The 19,758-nt window shown below is 69.7% G+C and carries 14 protein-coding genes; 10 read left to right on the top strand and 4 right to left on the bottom strand.

The genetic code is table 11. The features are described from left to right. Positions 1 to 609: a thymidylate synthase gene (locus GA0070213_RS01420; RefSeq protein WP_091055835.1), complete on the top strand. Its 609-nt coding sequence runs from the start codon at positions 1 to 3 to the stop codon at positions 607 to 609. Continuing rightward, complete coding sequence (locus GA0070213_RS01425) at positions 606 to 1,565, top strand: hypothetical protein (protein WP_091055838.1); 960 nt, start codon at positions 606 to 608, stop codon at positions 1,563 to 1,565. Before GA0070213_RS01420 ends, GA0070213_RS01425 begins: the two co-directional genes overlap by 4 nt. Here GA0070213_RS01425 and GA0070213_RS01430 read toward each other — a convergent pair. The 3 genes from GA0070213_RS01430 to GA0070213_RS01440 form a co-directional block, all read right to left on the bottom strand. Then, the gene (locus GA0070213_RS01430; RefSeq protein WP_091055841.1) at positions 1,558 to 2,004 is read right to left on the bottom strand and encodes a hypothetical protein; all 447 of its coding nucleotides are present in this window, start codon (positions 2,002 to 2,004) and stop codon (positions 1,558 to 1,560) included. The two genes, GA0070213_RS01425 and GA0070213_RS01430, sit on opposite strands and share 8 nt — an antisense overlap. A 98-nt stretch (positions 2,005 to 2,102) precedes the next feature. Next, a complete protein-coding gene (locus GA0070213_RS01435; RefSeq protein ID WP_091055843.1) occupies positions 2,103 to 3,287 on the bottom strand; it encodes a restriction endonuclease in 1,185 nt (394 codons plus the stop codon). Between the two features lie 31 nt (positions 3,288 to 3,318). Continuing rightward, the gene (locus GA0070213_RS01440; protein WP_091055845.1) at positions 3,319 to 5,307 is read right to left on the bottom strand and encodes a GmrSD restriction endonuclease domain-containing protein; all 1,989 of its coding nucleotides are present in this window, start codon (positions 5,305 to 5,307) and stop codon (positions 3,319 to 3,321) included. Between the two features lie 303 nt (positions 5,308 to 5,610). On the opposite strand from GA0070213_RS01440, the gene pglY reads away from it, so the two are divergent. The 4 genes from pglY to GA0070213_RS01460 are packed head-to-tail and all read left to right on the top strand — an operon-like array spanning position 5,611 to position 15,487. Continuing rightward, entirely contained in the window at positions 5,611 to 9,297 is a 3,687-nt protein-coding gene (gene pglY, locus GA0070213_RS01445; protein WP_091056625.1) for a BREX-2 system ATPase PglY, read from the top strand. Next, the gene (gene pglZ / locus GA0070213_RS01450) at positions 9,294 to 12,023 is read left to right on the top strand and encodes a BREX-2 system phosphatase PglZ (RefSeq protein WP_091055847.1); all 2,730 of its coding nucleotides are present in this window, start codon (positions 9,294 to 9,296) and stop codon (positions 12,021 to 12,023) included. Before pglY ends, pglZ begins: the two co-directional genes overlap by 4 nt. Next, complete coding sequence (gene brxD / locus GA0070213_RS01455) at positions 12,020 to 13,333, top strand: BREX system ATP-binding protein BrxD (RefSeq protein WP_091055849.1); 1,314 nt, start codon at positions 12,020 to 12,022, stop codon at positions 13,331 to 13,333. The genes pglZ and brxD overlap by 4 nt, the downstream gene beginning before the upstream one ends. Before the next feature lie 9 nt (positions 13,334 to 13,342). Beyond that, on the top strand, positions 13,343 to 15,487 hold the full coding sequence (locus tag GA0070213_RS01460; RefSeq protein WP_091055851.1) for a DEAD/DEAH box helicase: 2,145 nt from the start codon (positions 13,343 to 13,345) through the stop codon (positions 15,485 to 15,487). 10 nt (positions 15,488 to 15,497) lie between these two features. Here the strand turns inward: GA0070213_RS01460 and GA0070213_RS01465 are convergent, their stop codons facing one another. Then, positions 15,498 to 16,082, bottom strand: coding sequence for a TetR/AcrR family transcriptional regulator (locus GA0070213_RS01465; RefSeq protein ID WP_091055854.1), 585 nt, complete (start codon positions 16,080 to 16,082; stop codon positions 15,498 to 15,500). A 63-nt stretch (positions 16,083 to 16,145) separates the two neighbouring features. Here GA0070213_RS01465 and GA0070213_RS01470 point away from each other — a divergent pair, with 63 nt between their 5' ends. From GA0070213_RS01470 to GA0070213_RS01485, 4 genes are all read left to right on the top strand, one after another. After that, positions 16,146 to 17,072, top strand: a complete 927-nt coding sequence (locus GA0070213_RS01470) for an oxidoreductase (protein WP_091055857.1) — start codon at positions 16,146 to 16,148, stop codon at positions 17,070 to 17,072. Then, a complete protein-coding gene (locus tag GA0070213_RS01475; RefSeq protein ID WP_091055859.1) occupies positions 17,072 to 17,914 on the top strand; it encodes an alpha/beta fold hydrolase in 843 nt (280 codons plus the stop codon). The genes GA0070213_RS01470 and GA0070213_RS01475 overlap by 1 nt, the downstream gene beginning before the upstream one ends. A 143-nt stretch (positions 17,915 to 18,057) precedes the next feature. Next, a complete protein-coding gene (locus GA0070213_RS01480) occupies positions 18,058 to 19,020 on the top strand; it encodes a hypothetical protein (RefSeq protein ID WP_139128606.1) in 963 nt (320 codons plus the stop codon). Positions 19,021 to 19,135: 115 nt separating this feature from the next. Further along, a complete protein-coding gene (locus tag GA0070213_RS01485; protein WP_175441163.1) occupies positions 19,136 to 19,756 on the top strand; it encodes a hypothetical protein in 621 nt (206 codons plus the stop codon). The last annotated feature ends 2 nt before the right edge of the window (positions 19,757 to 19,758 follow it).

Raw genomic sequence — 19,758 nt, forward strand, 5'->3', positions numbered from 1 at the left:
ATGGCCACCGTGGCGACCGGCTGGTCCGACGTCCTGTCGATGTTCGCCCGCGGCGCGCCGGCGCGGGTCACGACACGGCACGGTATCTGCTTCGACATCCCCGGGCTGACGGTCTGGCTGCGCAACGCGGCGGATCTGACGCCGCCACCCGGCTACCTCTACCCGGAACTCATCAAGGACTACCGGGACCGGATTTTCGGCGACCAACGGGAGTCGTCGTTGCTCTATCAGCGCCTACGCGGCTGGATCGGCGCGGACGGTGCGCCGATCGACCAGTTCGCGCAGGCCACGGAGGTGCTTCGGCAGGACGAGCACAGCCGGTCGGCGGTCTTCTCGATGTGGCGGCCGGAGGAGGACCTGGGCGGTCGCTTTCCCGTCTCCCCGGTCGGCGGCGCGCTCCGAATCGTCGGTGCCGACCTCGTGCTCTTCCTGACCGCACGCAGCGTCGACGTGTGGGTCGGGTTCGTACCCGAGTTACTGACCTTCGCGCAGGTGGCGGCGGATGCCGCGCTCGCCCTGGGCGCGCGGGGCGCGAAGGTCTGCTACCACTCGTGGAGCGCCCACATGTACGAGGTCGACTACCTCACCTACCTGACGGGCACGTCATGACCCGCTCGCTCACCCTGCTGGACAGCGGCCTGGTCGACCCGCACACCATCGACCGGGTTCTGCAGTCCGTGGTGTTCTTCTCCGACCGTGTCGTCCTGCGCGCGTCCTTCGAGATCGCCTCCGCCTACCGCGAGCGTGCCGGCGAGATCAATCGTCGGGTCGACGAACTGCACGAGGCCGGGCTCCTGCGCCTGTGGGGCCACGAGTACGAGGTCGACGACGGCGGTCGGGTGCGCTTCGGCCGCTCCTCAGGACCACGGCGCCGCGCCGACCTGGTCATTCCGCAGGGACAGATGCGTACGAGCCTGACCCGCATGGACGAGGTGATGCGCGCCATCCGGGAGGAGGCGTACCACCGTGCCGACAGCGATGGTGGCGCGTTGCGCCAGGGTGCGGCGGAGATCGTGAGCCTGCGCAACCACATGGCCTCGCTCGTCATCTCGTCGGAGCTGGAGCAGGACGGCATGCTGTCCAACCCCGCGGTGAAGGCCGAGCTGAGTCGGCATCTCGGCCGGCCACAACCGGAACGCTTCGAGGCCGCGGTCGTCCGGGACGTGCTCGCGCAACTCCAGATCGGGCCGTTGGATCAGCTCAGCATCGACCAGGTCCTGGAGTCGCGGCGCTACAACGCGGGCTTTAGGACACTGCTGGACGAGTCTCTGCTGGCGGTCGCGCGGGGGCATGACCCGGTGCTGACCCCGGAGGCGACCGCGCGTGAGCTGGCACGTCGATACCGGGAGACAATCGCGGAGTTCGCGCGGCCCCGCATCGGTGGCCAGGTGGCGCAGGAGGTGGCGTGGGACGTCCTCGGCGCCACCGTCCCGCCGACCGTCGTCTTCAAGTACGGGTTACGAGCCCTGGCCTGGCGGAAAACCGCACAGCGGGCGAAGCCGTTCCTGCTCCTGATGCACCTGGAGAGATCTCTCCGGCAGACGAGTCGCGGCCGGTTCACCTGAGGCGGGCATGCGTACGCCGGGAACAGCCAGCGTGCCTCAGGGCGTCCTCGATGTCGGGCAGCGCGCGGTGCGCCGATGCCGGCAGAAGTTGGGTGAGGTGCCACATCGCCACCTCCACATGATCCCGACCTGACGTCTCCGCTGCCCTGTCCGTTCCGGCGAGCGCCCAGACGAGGACGAAGGCCAACGCGTAGCCGGCCTCGGGAACGTCGAAACCCAGGTGAAACCAATGTCGCGCCTCCTGCGGAAGGCGGAGTCGGGCGTCGTCCCATCGCCCGGTTCGGCGCAGAGCGTCGGCACAAGCCGCCGCACTCCGCTGCGGGAGCCGGTCCTCGACCGTCCAGGCCACCCCGAACATCGAGGAGAGCGAGGTGGCCGCCGAGACGAGCGCCAGGCTCTCACCCCGATCGAGGTGAGGCCGGGAACGGAACACCCTCATGCCGGACCCCTACGTGCGAAGATCGGCGCCGGCATGAGGGGAGCGTGCCACGAGCCCCACCCTGGTTCAAGGATCCTCCCGTGCGCCGTCGAGGGTGGTCATGACGGCTGGTCAGCGGCGCTGTTGAGGACATCGAGGATCGCGGCGGCAACCTGCTCGATGTAGTCGATCGTCCGGGTGGTCTCGGCACCGTCGATGGGCCGCTTCCCCTTGGGATTGGCCGGGTCTTCGTCGTACTCGTGGGCGATCTTGTGCCGGCGCTGCACGATCTGCCGGAGCTGCTCCTGCACCTCCTTGCCGGTGAACGAGACCCCGTCCCCACCCTGTTGGGTGAGCACCTGCGCCACGCGATCCCAGAAGCCCTTGACGTCGTGCACGAGAGCGAAGCCCTCCCGGATCTTGTCCGGGTTCTGGTAGACAAGGTGGCCCTGGTCCCGCAGTTGCTGGTCGAGGGCGTCCACGAGGGTCTTCGTGCCGAGCTGGACCTGCTCGACGAGTCCGAGCGACATCTGGAACGCGGTGAAGGCTCTGGGCCTTTGGATTGAGGGCTGCGCCGCCAACTTGAGCATGCGGGCACGGACCTCCTGGCGCACCCAGTGGTCGAGCGCTGCCACGCTCTGCACCCACGCAGCGCGGAAGACGTCGGACACCTCGAAGGCGCCCACCTTGAGCTGGGCCAGATGCTGGCCGGCGGTGGCAAGGCTGCGAGCGTAGTTGAGGTTGCGCTTGAGATTGGTGAACGGCGCGGCGTCGTGGTCGAGATCGGCGGCGGTGACGGGCTCGTCGGGCAGCACCGCCACCGGGGCCGCAGAGCCTCGGAGCCGTTCCAGGCGAGCGATGCTGTCTGCCTGGTTGATCCGGTAGACGGTGGTGAGCGACGGCAGGGCGAGCACCTCCCGCTCCACCGACGCTCGTGGCACGTCGGTCCGGGACCAGTGCACCGCCCGAGCGTGCCGGATCCCGGACGGCAGGTCCGTCCGGTATTGGTAGGGCCCGACCACCTGACCGACGGCCACGTCGGGGCTCGTCGCGCGGAGAAACAGCACGATGTCACCCTCGGCCATCCGCGACCGGAACGCGATCAGTTGGATCGCGTAGTTCTCCACCGCGCGCCGCTCGACGTCCGGGTAGGCCGCGCGGACACGGTCCTTGATCTCCCCGGGACTCAGGGCGTCGGTCAGGTCTCCCGCCGCGGACCAACCGACCGCGATCAGGTGCTTGTCGAGAGCGAGTGCGTCGTAGCTGTCGTCGCGGCCGGCCCGCACGATCCACGCCTGTGCCATCAGGTTTTCCTCTGGGTGAGTGCGTACGCGGTCAGTCCGTGCTGGTGATGGGGAACTTCACCGCGCTTCCGTCCCACGGCTTCGCCTCGACGGAGGGCAGGGCGGAGAGCGGCTGCGACGTGTCGAGCTCCCGGTCGAAGACGGTCCGCCATTCCTCCGGCGTCCCGGTGACCAGGAAGGGCCCGATGAGCACCTGCAAGGAGTCCTCGATCGTCTCCACCGGTACGGACTCACCGGAGATCGTCACGTCGCTGTCGATGCCGGAGACCCGCGCCGAATCGATCGCGCTGTCCATCTCGGCCACGCTGGCCGAGCCGGTCCAGGAGATGCCGTCGCCGGAAGCGGTGAACACGATCCGGCCACCGTCACGGACGCCTCCGTACAACGCCAGATCGAGCGAATAGCCGGCACTCGGGTCGGCGCTCTCGGAGGTGACGTCGTCGAGGAACGACGGCCGGAAGCGGTCCAGGAGCGAGTTCATGGCGTCCGTGAGGAGGGTGCGGCGCGCGTTGAGGAATCGTTGGTAGCTGTCCGGGTCCCGCAATGACTCGTCAAGCGGCACGAGGTGCGCTCGCAGTTCCTCATCGCTCAGTTCCTGGAAGTACTCGGCTGGGCTCCGCCCGTTGATCTTCTTGTTGGCCTGGCCGGAGATGAACACGAGGTTGGCCAGGTCATTGATCATTGCCTTGTCGAACCGGGAGTCGTCAAGGGTCGAAGGCGGGTGGACGTGGTGGTGCTCGAGCTTCGGCGCGTCCGTGGCGTCCGGAAGGATGTCGCCGCCGTACCACCAGTCGCGGGCGTCGCCGGCCAGGGCCACCAGCAGGCTGAGGAAGAAGTAGGGACTCTCCTTCGTCCGCCCGCGCAGCGCTCGCTCGGTGACCTCGGCCCGGGAGCTCTCGACGTTGAGGCCCTCCAGCAGGGAGCGGACCGGATCTGGCTGCCGGGCGGCCCGGATGTCCTGGCTCAGCCGGGTGTCGGTGGATCCGCTGTAGCGGGTGCGGATGGTGGCCAGCAGCAGCCAGTAGATGATCCCGTTCGACGTCTCCGAGTCGATGGTGTCGTCGTCGCGCTCGCCGAGGAGCACGACCAGCGGGATCAGGACGATCATCGAGGGCAGTGGGTCGGAACGGGTCAGCCCGAGGTGCGAGCGGAGCAGCGGGATCAGCCGCCGTAGACCGTGCTTGACCACCCCCCAGCCCCGCTCCAGATCCGTGTCGCTGGTCTGCCGCAGCTTGCTGTGGGACCACACCGACAGGCCTCGGCCCAGCACGACACCCGCCAACGCCCGGGACAGGAAGTTGACGTCGATGTGCCCGTAGCCGTGGCGGAGCCAGTGTTCCGACTCGCTCTGCAGCTCGGCCAGCACCCCCTTCCAGCGCGTCGACAGGGTGGCCATCGCCAGGTCGAGAGTGCCGAGACGTCGGCCACCGCTGTTGACCCGCACGAAGATCTCCGCGACCTCGTCGTACGGAAAGCCCTTGAGCACCTCCATGACGAACCGGCGGTTGCGCAGCTCCTTGATCTTTCGGAGTCGTTCCTCGATCTCGTGGTCCTCCAGGGACGACTTGGCTTCGAGCAACTGTTGGGTCAGTCGCAGCATCGAGGTCTTCTGGTCAAGTACCGTCGCCACCTTGACCCACTTCGGGTCGCGCTGGGTGGCTGCGCTCTGGTTCTGGAACTTCTGGTTCTCCACGTGGAAGACGACCTGCGCGTCCGGGTGGTCGGTGAACACTCGGTGAAGGGACGTCAGGCGCTGCTGGCCGTCGAGAAGGAAGAGCGGCGGCTTGCTCGGGACCGCTTCGGGTCCGCTGATGAACATCTCGCGGGTCTCCGGGGGCTCGTCGGTCTCCCAGAACAGCAGGGATCCGAAGGGGTAGCCCCGATAGATGGAGTCCATCAGCTTGGCCACCTGTGTCGGCTTCCAGACATATTCCCGCTGGATTTCGGGAAGCAGGATCTCGGCATTCGAGATTTCGTCGATCAGCTGTCCGATGGACCGTTCGATCCTGTCGACGTGCATCAGTCAATAACCTCTTCGAGCGGAGAAGGTGAAGGCCGAGCCAGGGCCCCTGCCGCCACACTGAACGAGACTTGCCGCTCTGCCGACGGCGAGCCGCCGACGGCAGCGGTGTGGAATGGCCCCGACTGATGTCCTACCCTGCCGGGTTTCGGGTGTCCACCCCATGATCAGCCGTTCTATCCCAGCCCTACGCCGGCTGGAAAGAATGTCCGGTTGTGGTGGGGTCCGCCGTCGGTGTCATGTCGCCTCTGGCACTGTGTGCCCACGCTCAGGGAACCCACGGTGATCGGTACGGTGTTCAACATGTCTTCGCCCACGGCCGCGCCGCTGCTCCGAGAGTTCATCGAGATCCCGGAGCGCACGAGCACAAGCGACTTCGTGCTCAAGCTGGCCGACAGCGTCGCCGACGCCGACACCACCCTGCGCGACTACGTCGTGACGGACCGACTGCTGACGAACTTCGACGAGGCGCTCGGGCTGATCCGGTCCGCCGTCGAGGGGCACGCCTCCAAGGCCGCCTACCTGCACGGGTCGTTCGGCTCCGGCAAGTCGCACTTCATGGCGGTGCTGCACGCGCTGCTGCGCGGTGAGCCGGCGGCTCGCGGGCGGGACGAGTTGGCGCCCCTGGTCGCGAAGCACAGTGTCTGGTTGGACGGGCGCACGTTCTTGCTCGTGCCCTACCACCTGCTCGACGCGCGGTCGCTGGAGCAGCGGGTCCTCGGCGGATACGTGGACCGGGTGCGCGCCCTGCACCCGGAGGCGCCCATCCCCGCGGTGCACCGCACCGACTCGCTGCTGGGGCAGGCCGCCTCGCTGCGGGAGAAGATCGGCGACGCGCAGTTCATCGCCGGCCTGCCCGGCGGCGACGTCGAGGACGAGTGGGGTGACACCGAGGCGTTCTGGACGCCCGAGCGACTGGACCAGGCGTTCGCCGCCAAGGACTATTCTGACGAACTGCGCCGGAAGCTCGTCAACGAACTGCTGACCAGCTGGAACGTCGGATTCTTCAGCAACGCCCGCGAGGACGCCACAGCCTTCATCTCGCTCGACCCGGGGCTCACCGAGATCAGCCGGCACGCCAAGGACCTCGGCTACCACGGACTGATCCTCTTCCTCGACGAGCTGATCCTCTGGCTGGCCAACTCCATCGGCGACCAGAAGTTCGTCTCCCAGGAGATCCAGAAGATCACCAACTTCGTCGAGGGCGGCGACACCCGGCGACCCATCCCGGTGATCAGCTTCATCGCCCGGCAGCGCGACCTTCGCGAGCTGGTCGGCGAGGAGGTGGTCGGTGCCAACGAGCTGGCTTACCAGGACAACCTCAACCTGGCCAGCGGTCGCTTCGACGTCATCAAGCTGGAGGACCGCAACCTCCCGGAGATCGCCCGCCGTCGGCTGCTCAAACCGCTGACCAGCGAGGCCGCGGAGGCGATGTCACGCGCCTTCGAGAGCACCACGAAGGTCCGCCGGGAGGTGTTCGACACCCTGCTCGGCACCGACTCCGGCAGTGGCGCCGACATCGACGCGTTCCGGTCGACGTACCCGTTCAGCCCCGCCTTCATCTCCACCCTGGTCCACGTCTCCAGCGCGCTGCAACGCTCCCGCACCGCGCTCAAGCTCATGCGGCAGCTCCTGGTCGACCGGCGCGAGACCCTCCGGCTCGGGCAGCTCGTGCCCCTCGGCGACCTCTACGACGTGATCAGCGGCGGCGGCGACCAGCCCTTCACCGAGAAGCTGAAGGCCGAGTTCGAGATGGCCCAGAAGCTCTACGACCTCAAGCTGCGGCCACACCTGCTCGGCCAGCACGGCCTCGTCGAGGAGGATCTCGACGCGGCACGTCGCGGCGACCCGCCGAGCGCGCAGATCGCCGGACGGATCCGAGCCTTCACCGGCGACGATCGCCTGATCAAAACGCTGTTGCTGGCCGCGCTCGCGCCGAGCGTCCCGGCGCTGCGCAACCTCACCGGCCGGCGCCTCTCCGCCCTCAACCACGGCAGCATCACCAGCCCGATCCCCGGCGGCGAGGTCGCCCAGGTCAACCGGAAGCTCGCCGACTGGGCCGGCCAGTTCCCCGAGATCCGCATCGGGGAGGGCGACGACCCGGTGGTGTCGCTGGAGCTGGTCGGCGTCGACGTCGACAGCGTCCTCGCCACCGCCAAGCACTACGACAACGACGGCGCACGCAAGCACATCGTCCAGCGGCTGCTCTGGGCGCAGCTCGGCGTGCCCTGGAGCGACTCGTTCTTCGCCGAGGCCGGGCTGACCTGGCGCGGCAGCCGCCGGGTGATCGAGCTGGTCTACGGCAACGTCCGCGACCCGCACGACATCCGGGACGAAGCCTTCCACCCGGACGATCAGGCCGGCTGGCGGATGATCGTCGACTACCCCTTCGACGACGGCAGCCACGGCCCGGCCGACGACCGCCAGCGGGTGCAGAACCTCCTCGGCCGTACCACCGCGCAGACCGTCTGTTGGATCCCGGCGGCCCTCACGGTCGAGCGCCGCAACGAGCTGGGCAAGCTCGTCATCATCGACAAGCTGCTCGAAGGGCAACGATTCGACAGCCACGCCGAGCACCTCAACCCCGACGACCGCCGCCGCGCACACGGCGCGCTGACCAACCAGCGCAGCGCGTTGCTGGCGAAAATGCAGGGCGTGCTGCGTCAGGCGTACGGGCTGGCCACCAAACAGTCGTCCGACGTGCAACTGGGCTTCGACGACCACCTCCAGTCGCTGACCCGGGCGCTGGAACCCAAGTTGCCCATGGGCGCCACCTTCAACGACGCCCTCCGCAGCCTCGGCGACCAGATGCTCAGCCAGCAGTACCCGGCGCACCCGGACTTCGACCCGGACCGCAAGGGCGAACCGGTGCGGCTTCCGGAGGTCAGGACGGTGTTCGGCTACGTCCAGCAGGCGGTCGAGTCACCAGAGGGGCGGGTCGAGGTGGAGCGGGCCCACCGGCTGACCATGCGACGGATCGCCAACCCGCTGCGGCTCGGCACGATGCACGAAGCCGCCTTCGTCGCCGAGGGGGAGTGGTCGCAACACTTCCACCAGAAGGCCGCCAGTGAGGGCATCACCGGCGAGCTTCGGGTCGCCGACCTGCTGCGCTGGATCGACGAGCCGAAACCACGCGGCCTGGACCCGATGGTGGCGCAGCTCGTGGTGGCGGCCTTCGCCGAGCAGACCGACCGGGCGTTCTATCTGCACGGCAGTCAGGTCATGCCGGCCCCGGAGATCGGCCGGATCACCGCCGACCACTCCCTGCGCGAGGAGAGCCTGCCGAGCGAGGACGACTGGGAACAGGCGCGTGCTCGAGCCGCCGCGATCTTCGGGTTCCAGCCCCTCGCCCTGCGTCGTGGCCGGTTGGTCGCCCTGTTCGGCCGGGACCTGATCACGCAGGCTTCGCGACGCCGTGACGCCGTGCACGCCCTGGTCGCGGAGCTGGAGCAGCACGCGGGCCAACTCCAGTTGGATCGCGACTCGATGCGGCTCGCAACCGCCCGCGCTGCCGCCGAGCTGATCGAGGCGCTCGCATCGGCACGCACGTCAAAGCAAGCCGTCGAGCGCATGGCCCGCGCCGAACTGGCGGGACCCGCAGACCGGATGGGCCGGAGCATCAGCAGCGCCGCAGCGATCGCGACCGCGTTAGCCGGTGCCTCGTGGGACAACTTCGAGATCATCGGTGCTCTTCCCGAGCCGCACACCAGTGACGCTGCCACCATCCTGTTCGAGTTGCGTCAGGTGGCCGCGGCCGACGAGCTGACCGCACCACTGACGCCGGCCCTGCGTCGTGCCCAGGCTGACACCGTCGATCTCATCCGTCGGGCCACCAGGACGCCGCCGCTCCCACCCCCGCCGCCTCCCCCGGTCACGGGGAAGGCAGTCATCGTTCGCGGTGCGTCCGATCAGGCGTTCGGGAGATTGCGCGACTACGTCAATGATCACCCCGAGGCGACCATCGAGGTGACCTGGAGAATCGTGCGATGACAGAGGCGACCGTTGCCGCCCAGGTGCTGCGGATCAGCCCGGCGGCTCTCGCCCAGAAGGTGGCGCAGGAACTCGACCGGCATCGTAACGGCGACGCGTACCCGGTCATGGTGGTGGCCGCGGAACCGGACTGGCCGCACGATCCCACGTTGCCGCTGCCCGACGGACGTCAGATGCGGGTCGTTCCGTGCGTCTCGCCGCTGGGGATCTGGGAGCAGCTTGTCGCCGAGCGCGAGCGGGAGGTGCTGGTGTTGCTCACCGGCACCGCTGAGTCGAAGCTCGGACCGGGCATCCTCAGCCAAGTCTTCCGACAGCGGGTGCTCACCGTCGAGCCGTGGGACCTCGTGGTCGACGCGTTCGGCGCCCGAGTGCCTGACTCCGCGTTGGAGCGGGAGGAGTGGGCCGGGCAGGCGTTGCTCGACGCGATGCCGCCGGGCGGGTGGCCCCGGGTCGCCACGAAGGTGCTCAGCCGGGACATCGCGTTGCGGCACCTCGCGGCGGTCCGGCTCGGTCTGACCCGGCGAGGGGACGACCCGGACGCGCTCGACGTCCGAACGCTGCTGCGGTGGAGCGTCGAACCCGCCGCGGTGGAGGGGTTCACCCTGCTGACGCGAGACGAGCAGGACGGCCTCACCCGCTGGTTGGTCGACGAATTCCGCCGTCCGGCCCGGGCGCTGTTCGCCCTCGTGGGCGTGGGGCGAGGCGCGGACGCGCTGCCGCTGGGCCTGGTGTGCGACGCGCTGTGGACCGTCGACACGCCCGAGGCTCTCCGCGCACGCGGACGGATCGAGCAGTACTTCGGTGGTCTCGACGACGATGCCACCGTACGCGGGTTCGCCGATGCCGCCGTCGGCGTGGTCGACGGCATGCTGACCGACCGGGATCCCGCGGTCCGGCGGCAGGGGCAGGCCGTGCTGGACCGGGCCGAACAGCTCCTCATCCAGTTCAATGCGGTGGGCAGCGCCGGCCACAGCCAGATCCTCCGCGCCGGCTTGTCCAGGTGCATCGGAGACGTCGCCGCGGCGCTCCTCTCCGCGCTGGGCAGTGCTGGCGTCCCTGACCTGGCGGCCGTGGTGGATCGGCTCGCCACGCACCGGTTGGCCGGGGAGGGAACGGACCGGGTCCGGCGGGTTCGGATGGCCCAGCGACTGGTCCGATGGCTCGGCGTTCCGGTCGAGCCGCCGGTCAGCGTCGCCGACGGCGTGCATCGGCAGGTCGCGGAGTGGGGCTGGGTCGACCTGGCGCTGAACCATGTCTGGGCCGGCGAGGATGTTCACCCGGAGCTGCAGCGTGCGTTCGGTGCCGTCCATGAGCGGGCGTACCAGCGCCGCCGTGACCTCGACCGAGCTTTCGCCGGCCGGCTCGCGGCGTGGGCCACCGCCGGCCCGAGCAACGACGGTGACCTCCTGACGGTCGAGAACCTCCTGCCGCGGGTCGTCGATCCGCTGATCCGAGCCCACCGGCAGGTGCTCCTGGTGGTGCTCGACGGCATGAGCGCGGCGGTCTCCGTCGACCTCGCCGACGTGCTGTCGCATCAGTGGGTGGAGTACGACGCCCTCGCCGGCGGCGGTGTCGCCCGGCGGCGCGGCATCGCTGCGGCGTTGCCCACCCTGACGGCCGTGTCCCGGACTTCTCTGTTCGCCGGCGCGCTTCGTTCCGGTACCCAGTCCACCGAGGAACAGGTCTTCGGTCGGGGCCGATGGGGTGACGACGCTCGGATCTTCCACAAGGGGCCGGCTCGTGGTGGCGCGGGAGAGGTGCTCGCGGGCGAACTGGCGGACGCGTTGGCCAGCACCGCGCGCCTCGTCTCCGTGGTGATCAATACGGTGGACGATTCACTGTCTCTCGGTAGGGAAGGCGGTGAGGCCGGCTGGCAGCTCAGTGACCTGGGCTTCCTGGGCAGCCTGCTCGACCTCGCCCGGTCGTCCGGGCGGATCGTCGTGATCACGAGCGACCACGGTCATGTGCTGGAGCGCGGTGGTGAGCTGGTCAGGGCCGACGATGCGGTCTCGGCCCGGCACCGGACGGGTGCGCGGCCTGCCGACGACGGAGAGGTGGAACTCACCGGACCTCGGGTCGTGGCCGAGGGAAATCGGATCGTCGCACTGTGGGATCCGCTGCGGCGCTACCGTCCCACCAAGGCCGGCTACCACGGCGGAGCGTCGCTGGGCGAGGTGACGATCCCGCTGCTGACCTTCCTGCTGCCCAACGCCGACGAGATCCCCGACGGGTGGGTGCCCCTGGCTGCGGAGCGGCCCCGCTGGTGGGAGACGGACGAACCACCGGCGGCGCAGACCGTGCCGCGGCCGGCCGCGGCACCGAAGCCTCGTCGTAAACCGCAGGCGAACCCGGGCGGACCCGCGCTGTTCGACCTGCCCGAGGTGGCGTCGACACCCACGGCGACCGGGAGTGACCTGGTGACGGTCATTCTGGCCTCGGACATCTTCCGGGCCCAGCATGGTCTGACCCCGCGCAGGGTCGACCTCGGCAAGATCGAGGCCGCGTTGCGGGCGCTCGTCGATGCCAGGGGTGTGCTGGCGCTGGCAGTCCTGGCCCAGCGAGCAGGAGAACTGCCCGCGCGGGCGTCCGGATTCCTGGCCACCCTGCAAAGGATCTTCAACGTCGACAACTATCCGGTGCTCTCCCTGATCGACGACGGACGCACCGTCCGCTTGGACATCTCGTTGCTGCGGACCCAGTTCGGCCTGCCGCAGGATGCGCCGTGACCACGGTCAGCCCCGCCCGGCGCCGGGAGGTGATCGACGCCCTGCGGCGTGGTGCCGTGCCGTCGGCCGGCCTGGACCTGCTGGCTGTCGGCCTGGACCGCTTCCTGACCTCGGTGAGCGAGGACCTGGACACCGTTGCCACCGGGGGATCGGTGTTCAAGGCTGTCCGAGGTGAGTACGGATCCGGCAAGACGTTCTTCACCAGATGGATCGCCGAGCGGGCGAAACGCGCCAACCTGGCCACGGCGGAAGTGCAGATCTCCGAGAACGAGACACCCCTGCACAAGCTGGAGACGGTCTACCGGCGCCTCACCGAGCGGCTGAGCACGGCGACGTTTCCGCCCAGCGCGCTGCGGCCGGTGGTCGACAGCTGGTTCTACGCGCTCGAGGAGGACGTGCTCGCGGCCGGGGAGGTGCCACCGGAGGACGGGGGCGCGCTCGACCGGGCCGTGACGGCGCTGCTGGAGCGGCGACTGGCCTCCGTCAGCCGGAGCGCGCCCGCCTTCGCGGCCGCTCTGCGTGGCTATCGGAGCGCCGGCCTCGACGGTGACACGGCCACGGCCGACGCGGTGCTCGCCTGGCTCGGTGGCCAGCCGCACGTTGCCGCGTCGGCCCGCCGCGTCGCCGGCGTGCGGGGCGACCTCGACCACTTCGCCGCGCTCAGCTTCCTTCAGGGGATGCTGGCCGTGCTGCGCGACAGCGGTCATCCGGGTCTACTGCTGGTCCTGGACGAGGTCGAAACGCTGCAGCGGGTTCGATCGGACGCCCGTGACAAGGCCCTGAACGCGCTTCGCCAGCTCATCGACGAGGTGCACTCCGGCCGCTTCCCCGGCCTGTATCTGGTGATCACCGGAACGCCGGCCTTCTACGAGGGCCCGCAGGGAGTCCAGCGACTCGCGCCGCTCGCCCAGCGGCTCGCGGTCGACTTCACCACGGACCCGCGCTTCGACAACCCACGGGCGGTTCAGGTCCGGCTGTCCGGCTTCACCGTCGACTCGTTGGTCGAACTGGGCGTTCGCGTGCGGGACCTGTACGCGGATGGGGCGGTCGCGCCGGAGCGTCTGAGAACGCTGGTGGACGACACCTATCTCGGTGACCTTGCCCGCGCCGTCGCGGGTGGGTTGGGCGGCAAGGTGGGTGTGGCACCGCGGCTGTTCCTCAAGAAGCTGGTGGCCGACGTGCTCGACCGGGTGGACCAGTTCGCCGACTTCGACCCGCGCCGCCACTACGCGTTGACCCTGTCGACGGCGGAAATGACCGACGTGGAACGCAACGTCTCCAGCGCCGCCGACGTCGACCTGGAACTCTAGGGGAGCGGGATGGCGACGGACGCCGAGTTGCTGCACCCGGTGGTCCTGCACCATGTGGTGAACTCGCTGCAGTGGCCGGGTCTCCGTCCGATGCAGGAGGCAGCTGTGCGACCGCTCCTCGACGGTGAGCACGCGCTGCTTCTCGCGCCCACCGCCGGCGGCAAGACCGAGGCGGCCATGTTTCCGCTGCTGTCCCGGATGGCGCGGGAGGACTGGTCCGGCACCTCCGTGCTCTATGTCTGCCCACTCAAAGCTCTGCTGAACAATCTGCTGCCTCGCATCGAGACCTACACCAGTTGGTTGGGACGTCGGGCCGCGCTCTGGCACGGCGACGTGACCGCGGGAAGGCGGCGCAGGATCCTTCGGGAGCGGCCCGACGTCCTGCTGACCACTCCGGAGTCCCTGGAGTCGATGCTGGTCAGCGCCACCGTCGATCACGACGAGTTCTTCCGGGCGCTTCGGACGGTCGTGGTGGACGAGGTGCACGCGTTCGCCGGTGACGACCGGGGGTGGCACCTCCTGGCCGTGCTGGAACGTCTCAGCCGGGTCGCCGGTCGGTCCGTGCAGCGCGTCGGCCTGTCCGCCACCGTCGGCAACCCCGAGACGCTGTTGACCTGGCTGCAGGGGGCCGGGCGCGACCGCGAGCCCGGTCGGGTCGTCGCGCCTGAGCTTCCGCCGGCCCTCGCCGGGCACACCGGCCGGCCACCGGGTGACGTGGAGGTGGACTATGTGGGCTCGGTGCACAACGCGGCCAAGGTGCTCGCCGCGCTGCACCGGGGGGAGAAGCGGTTGGTCTTCTGTGAGTCCCGTGCATTGGTCGAAGAGCTCGGGCAGCGTCTCCGCTCACTCGGCGTGACGACCTTCCTGTCCCACGCCTCCCTGTCGGCGGAGGAGCGGCGTCGCGCCGAGGAGGCGTTCGCCCAGGAACGCGACTGTGTCATCGTCGCCACCAGCACGCTCGAACTCGGCATCGATGTCGGCGACCTTGACCGGGTCGTCCAGATCGGCGCGCCGCGCAGCGTCGCCGCCTTTCTGCAACGGATCGGCCGGACCGGTCGTCGGCCGGGGACCAGCCGGAACTGTCTCTTCCTGACGCTCGACGGCGACGGGCTGCTTCAGGCGGCCGGGCTGCTCCACCTCTGGGGTCGGGGATGGGTCGAGGAGGTCGTCCCGCCGGCCGAGCCGCGACACATCGTCGCCCAGCAGGTGCTCGCGCTCGCGTTGCAGGAAAACCGGATCGGCGATCGGCTCTGGCGGCACGGGTGGAACGACCTGCCCCCGTTCGACGGGAACGCCGAGGTCATCGTGCGGCACCTCGTCGACCACGGATACCTCGACTCCGACTCCGGAATGCTCTTCGTCGGCCCGGAGGCGGAACGGCGCTTCGGTAGGCGGCACTTCATGGACATGCTGGCGGTGTTCACGGCGCCGCCGCAGTTCACCGTGATGTCGGGGCGCTCCGAGATCGGACGCACCGACCCGGCGCTGCTCACCGCCAAGGTGCAGGGACCGCGACTGCTACTGCTCGCCGGACGCAGTTGGCGGGTCACCCACATCGACTGGAAACGCCAACGGTGCTTCGTGGAACCGGCCGAGAGCGGGGGTAAGGCGCTCTGGATGACCGGCGGAACGCCGGCGGGACGGTCGTACCCGATGCTCCGCGCTATGCGGGAGGTCCTGCTCGGCGCCGATCCGCCGGTCGCGCTGACCGGCCGAGCCGCCGGCCGGCTGGCGGGTCTGCGCGAGGAGCACTCCGCGTTGGTCCATCCGGGCGGCACGCTCGTGGTGCAGGACCGTGACGGCGAGGCGCGGTGGTGGACGTGGGCGGGTTATCGCGCGAACGCCACCCTGCTCTCCACCTTCAGCGAGCTGACCGATCCGACCCAGCGCCCCGACGACGCGTCGATCCGGCTGCGGGCCGGCCTGAGCCGGGACGAACTCCGTTCCGGGCTCGCTGCGACCGCCGGACGGTTGTGCCTGCCTGCCGTCGACGACAACGCCGTGAACGGTCTCAAGTTCAGCGCCGCGTTGCCACACCGTCTCGCCGTCGCCACCCTGGCCACCCGGCTCGCCGACTTCCCGGCCGCTGAGGCTGTGCTCAGCGAGCCGGTGCGCGTGACACATCTGGTCGTCCCGCCGCCGGCACCACGGTGACAGGGCCGCGCTAGCGGCGCCGGGATCCGCGCATGAACTGGTCGACGGCGGTCTCGGCGATCCCGTCGAGCAGTTCCGGCGCCACCAGGTTGCCGTTGACCAGGGTGGCGATGCCCTGCATGGTCGCGAACAGCACGATGCCGGCGCGCTGCGAGTCGCCGGGCTCGAGGATCCCCTCTGCCTGTCCCTGCCGGATCAGGGCGTCCAGCAGCCCGAACGGCGCGGCGGCGGCCGCGACGAGGCGTTCGGCGCCGTCGCGGTGCTTGCCGGTGAACATCAGCTCCAGCAACGCGGTGTCCTCGGTGGCGAACCTCAGGTAGGCCGCCGTGACGGCGTGCAGGCGCGGTGCGAACTCCTCGCCCGCGGCGTCCAGCGCCGCGCGCAGTTCCGCGTCCAACCGGGCGAAGCCGGCCTCGGCGAGCGCGTCCAGCAGCGCCTGGCGGTCCGGGAAGTGTCGCCGGGGGGCGGCGTGACTGACTCCGGCCTCGCGGGCCAACTCGCGCAGCGAGAGCTGGTCCGCGCCGTGCCGGCGCAGGCTGCGCTCGGCGGCGGCGAGCAACGTCGTCCGAAGGTTTCCATGGTGGTACGCGGGCACGGCACCACCGTAGCCCAGATGTTGCCGTTGACAGCATTGTTGACGGTGCCTACATTGTTGTCCATGACAACATTCACGACCGCGCAGATCCCCGCCATGACCGGTCGCACCGTCGTCGTGACCGGCGCGAACAGTGGCATCGGTCGCGCCGCCGCCCGTGCGCTCGCCGCCAGGGGCGCCCGCACCGTGCTCGCCGTCCGCGATCTCACCAGAGGGCGGGCCGCCGCCGCGACCATGGTCGGCGACGTCGTCGTCCGGCGACTCGACCTCGCCGACCTCGCCTCGGTCCGCGCGTTCGCCGCGGACCTCACCGATCCGATCGACGTGCTGATCAACAACGCGGGCGTGATGGTCCCCCCGCTCGGCCGCACCACCGACGGCTTCGAACTGCAGATCGGCATCAACCATCTCGGGCACTTCGCGCTCACGAACCTGCTGCTGCCGAGGATCCGCGAGCGGGTGGTCACCGTCTCCTCCAACGGCCACCGGACCGGGAGGATCGACCTCGACGACCTCAACTGGGACCGGCGGCCCTACCGGGCGTTCCCCGCGTACGCGCAGTCGAAGCTCGCGAACCTGCTGTTCACCGCGGAACTCGATCGCCGCCTCACCGAGGCCGGCTCGCCGGTCCGCGCCACCGCCGCCCACCCCGGGATGGCAGCCACCAACCTCCTCGCGCATCTCGACCACGGGCGCTCCCCGCTCCAACGGCTCCGCGCGACCGTCACCGAGCGCCTCTCGCAGAGCGACGAGGACGGCGTGCTGCCCACCCTCTACGCGGCCGTGGCGGACGTACCGGGCGGAAGCTACGCCGGCCCGGCCGGCCTCCTGCAGGGACGCGGCGCCCCCACGCTGGTCGGCCGGTCGAGAACCGCCCGGGACAGCACGCTCGCCCGGCGGCTGTGGGCCCTCTCCGAGGACCTGACCGGCGTCACCTGCCCGCTGGACACGGCGCACACCCGCCCCGGCGGGCCGGCATACTGTCCCTGATGGCCGTGGTCGTGCGTACCGATGACGACTGTCGCCTGTGGGCCGACCGGGCCGGCGCGGGACCGCCGCTGGTGTTCTGCCACGGCGGCCCGGGCCTCTGGGACCACCTCGAACCGGTCGCCCGGCTGCTCGAAGCCGACGCCCGCACCATCCGATGGGACCAGCGCGGCTGTGGTCGCTCGCAGCGGCGCGGGCCGTACACGACCGCGCGCTTCGTGGCCGACCTGAACGCGGTCCGCGAGCAACTCGGCGGTCCCCGGGTGGCGCTGCTGGGGCACTCGTGGGGCGCGCACCTGGCGCTGCGGTACGCCCTCGACCACCCGGACCGGGTCAGCCACCTGATCTACGTCTCCGGCACCGGCATCGACCCCGACCGCGGCTGGCACCCGCACTACGAGCGGAACCTGCGGCGGCGGCTCGGCGCGCACCGGGACCGGTGGGAGGCGCTCGGCGCCCGCGACCGCACGCCCGCCGAGGAACGCGAGTGGGCGGTGCTGCAGTGGTCGGCCGACTTCGCCGACCCCGACGCCGCCCTGCGGCACGCCGAAGCCATGGCCACGCCCTGGCGGGGCGTCAACCGGGAGTGCAACCGGGCCGTCAACGCCGAGGTGAAGCGGGAGTTGCGGGAGTCCGACCTCGCAGCGCGGTGCGAGGCGCTCGACCTGCCCGTGCTGATCGTCGACGGCGCCGAGGACATCCGCCCGCGTTGGGCTGTCGACTCGCTGCACCGGGCGTTGCCGAACTGTGCCCGGGTGAGCCTGGCCGGGACCGGTCACCTGCCGTGGGTGGAGGATCCGGACGGTTTCCGCCAGGCCGTGACCAGTTTCCTGACGCCGCCATGACCCAGGCCAGCTGTCACCCGGTACCGGACTGCTCCCAACTCGGAACGCCGGGTAGGTGATCTACGCCCGACACATTGAAGACCGGCAAAAGACGAGTAACGTGTGCTTCCGAATGCCAAGGGCGGCCTATGTGGGTGGTGGCGGTGAGCGCGGTCGAGGGCGGTGCCGAATCCTCGTCGGAGGAAGGCGGGGTCGGCACGACAACCTCGAAGCCGGCACCTACGGAGCCTGCTCGAAAAGTTGGGTTCCTACAGCGGCTGGAACAGCATCCGAGACTGTCCGTGCTGGTCGCGCTGGCGACCTTCGCCGCGTTGTTCGTCGGGGTGCTGGCCGCTGTGCCGGACTGGCGCGAGATGCTGAGCGAGGCACCGGATCCGACGGGCGCGCCACCCACTGCTGAGGGTTCGGCGGACCCGTCACTGAGTGTGGGTTCGACGGAACCGTCGGCTAGTTCGCCGGATACGCCGGGCTTGGCTTTCATCGACCTAGTCGTGCGAGACCCGGAGCGTACTGGCGATGAGAACAGCCAAGGCGAGGAGGAGTGGACGCAGCCCATTGTGGAGTTCACTGTGCACAATCGGGGCGTTCGGCGTTCGGTGATCACTCGGGTCATCATGACGGTTGAGGAATCTGTGGTCATTGAGCAGTGTGGCTCGCAGGGCTTCCCAATAGCTGTTTCCGCCACCTACGACGTGCTGCTGCCATTGTTCCCCTCCCGCAGGTCTGTGCTCGAGGCGCCGGTCAGCCAGCAGCAAGGCGCGGATGAGGCGGATCGCTTTGCTCTGCGGTTCAGCACGCCCGAACGAAAGAATGATGTGACTATTCATATATATCGGCTGCGGTTCGAGTTGGTCGCCGACGGAACGAAGAGTCGGCTGCCGGCCGGTACGGCCGTCGTGGCTGTCCCGCACGCCCCAGCGACGGGTGACGGCTACTTCTGGTCAGACGAAGACGACGGCAAAAGCTATCCGTTCGCAGATTTCCCAAATAGACTCAGTCTCATCGACTGCATGAAAAGGAACAGTGCGACCCTGGACAGATTCCTTTTGGAAGAAGCAGAGCTCTCTCCCAAATTTGCCGAGTCCAAAGAGCATCTACATCTTTAGGGCCCAGTCACCTCACCTCGTACGTCGTCGACCGGCGTGCCGGATCGGTGGCAGGCCGGGCTGTCGATGGCTCGCGATAGCGTGACGGCGTCAGCGGATCGGCAGGGTGAGGTCGGTGAGTGTGGTGGGCGGTCTGGCGGCGCAACTACCAGCCCTGCTCGGTGTCCTGGTCGGTACGGCCGGCACCATGCTCGCCACCGGCCTCAACGAGCGGACCCGCTGGCGCCGGAGCCAGACGGTCCGCTGGGACGAGCGGCGGCTCGACGCCTATGTGGAGCTGACGAAGGCGGTCAAGGAGATCCACGCCGTGGCGACCCAGATGCTCAGTGAGCACCGCCCCGGGGCGCGGCGGCCGGCGCTGGACCGGGACGAGGGGCGGGCCCGACTCGCCGAGGCGGACGTCCGGCACACCCTGGCCTGGGAGGCGGTGCTCCTGCTCGGCGACGAGGCCACCGTCGGCGCGGCCGCGGAGTGGCGGCACGCGGTCCGCGACATCGAGTCGGCCGCCCGGGCGCTGCCTGATCCGCCGACGGGTGTGTCGGACATGATCGAGCGGGCCGACCTGGGGCGTGACCGGTTCTACCGGGCCGCCCGGGCGAGCCTGGGTGTTCGCGGCGGCTCGGTGGAGCAGGTGCGGCACCTGCTCGGCAAACCCGCTCCGGCCGAGCCGGCGGCACTGACGCGGCGGCTCACCCCGGAGCAGAGCCGCGGCGGACCCACGGCGGCGGACACCTGAGG

This window comes from Micromonospora humi, from assembly GCF_900090105.1.
Taxonomy (GTDB): Bacteria; Actinomycetota; Actinomycetes; order Mycobacteriales; family Micromonosporaceae; genus Micromonospora; species Micromonospora humi.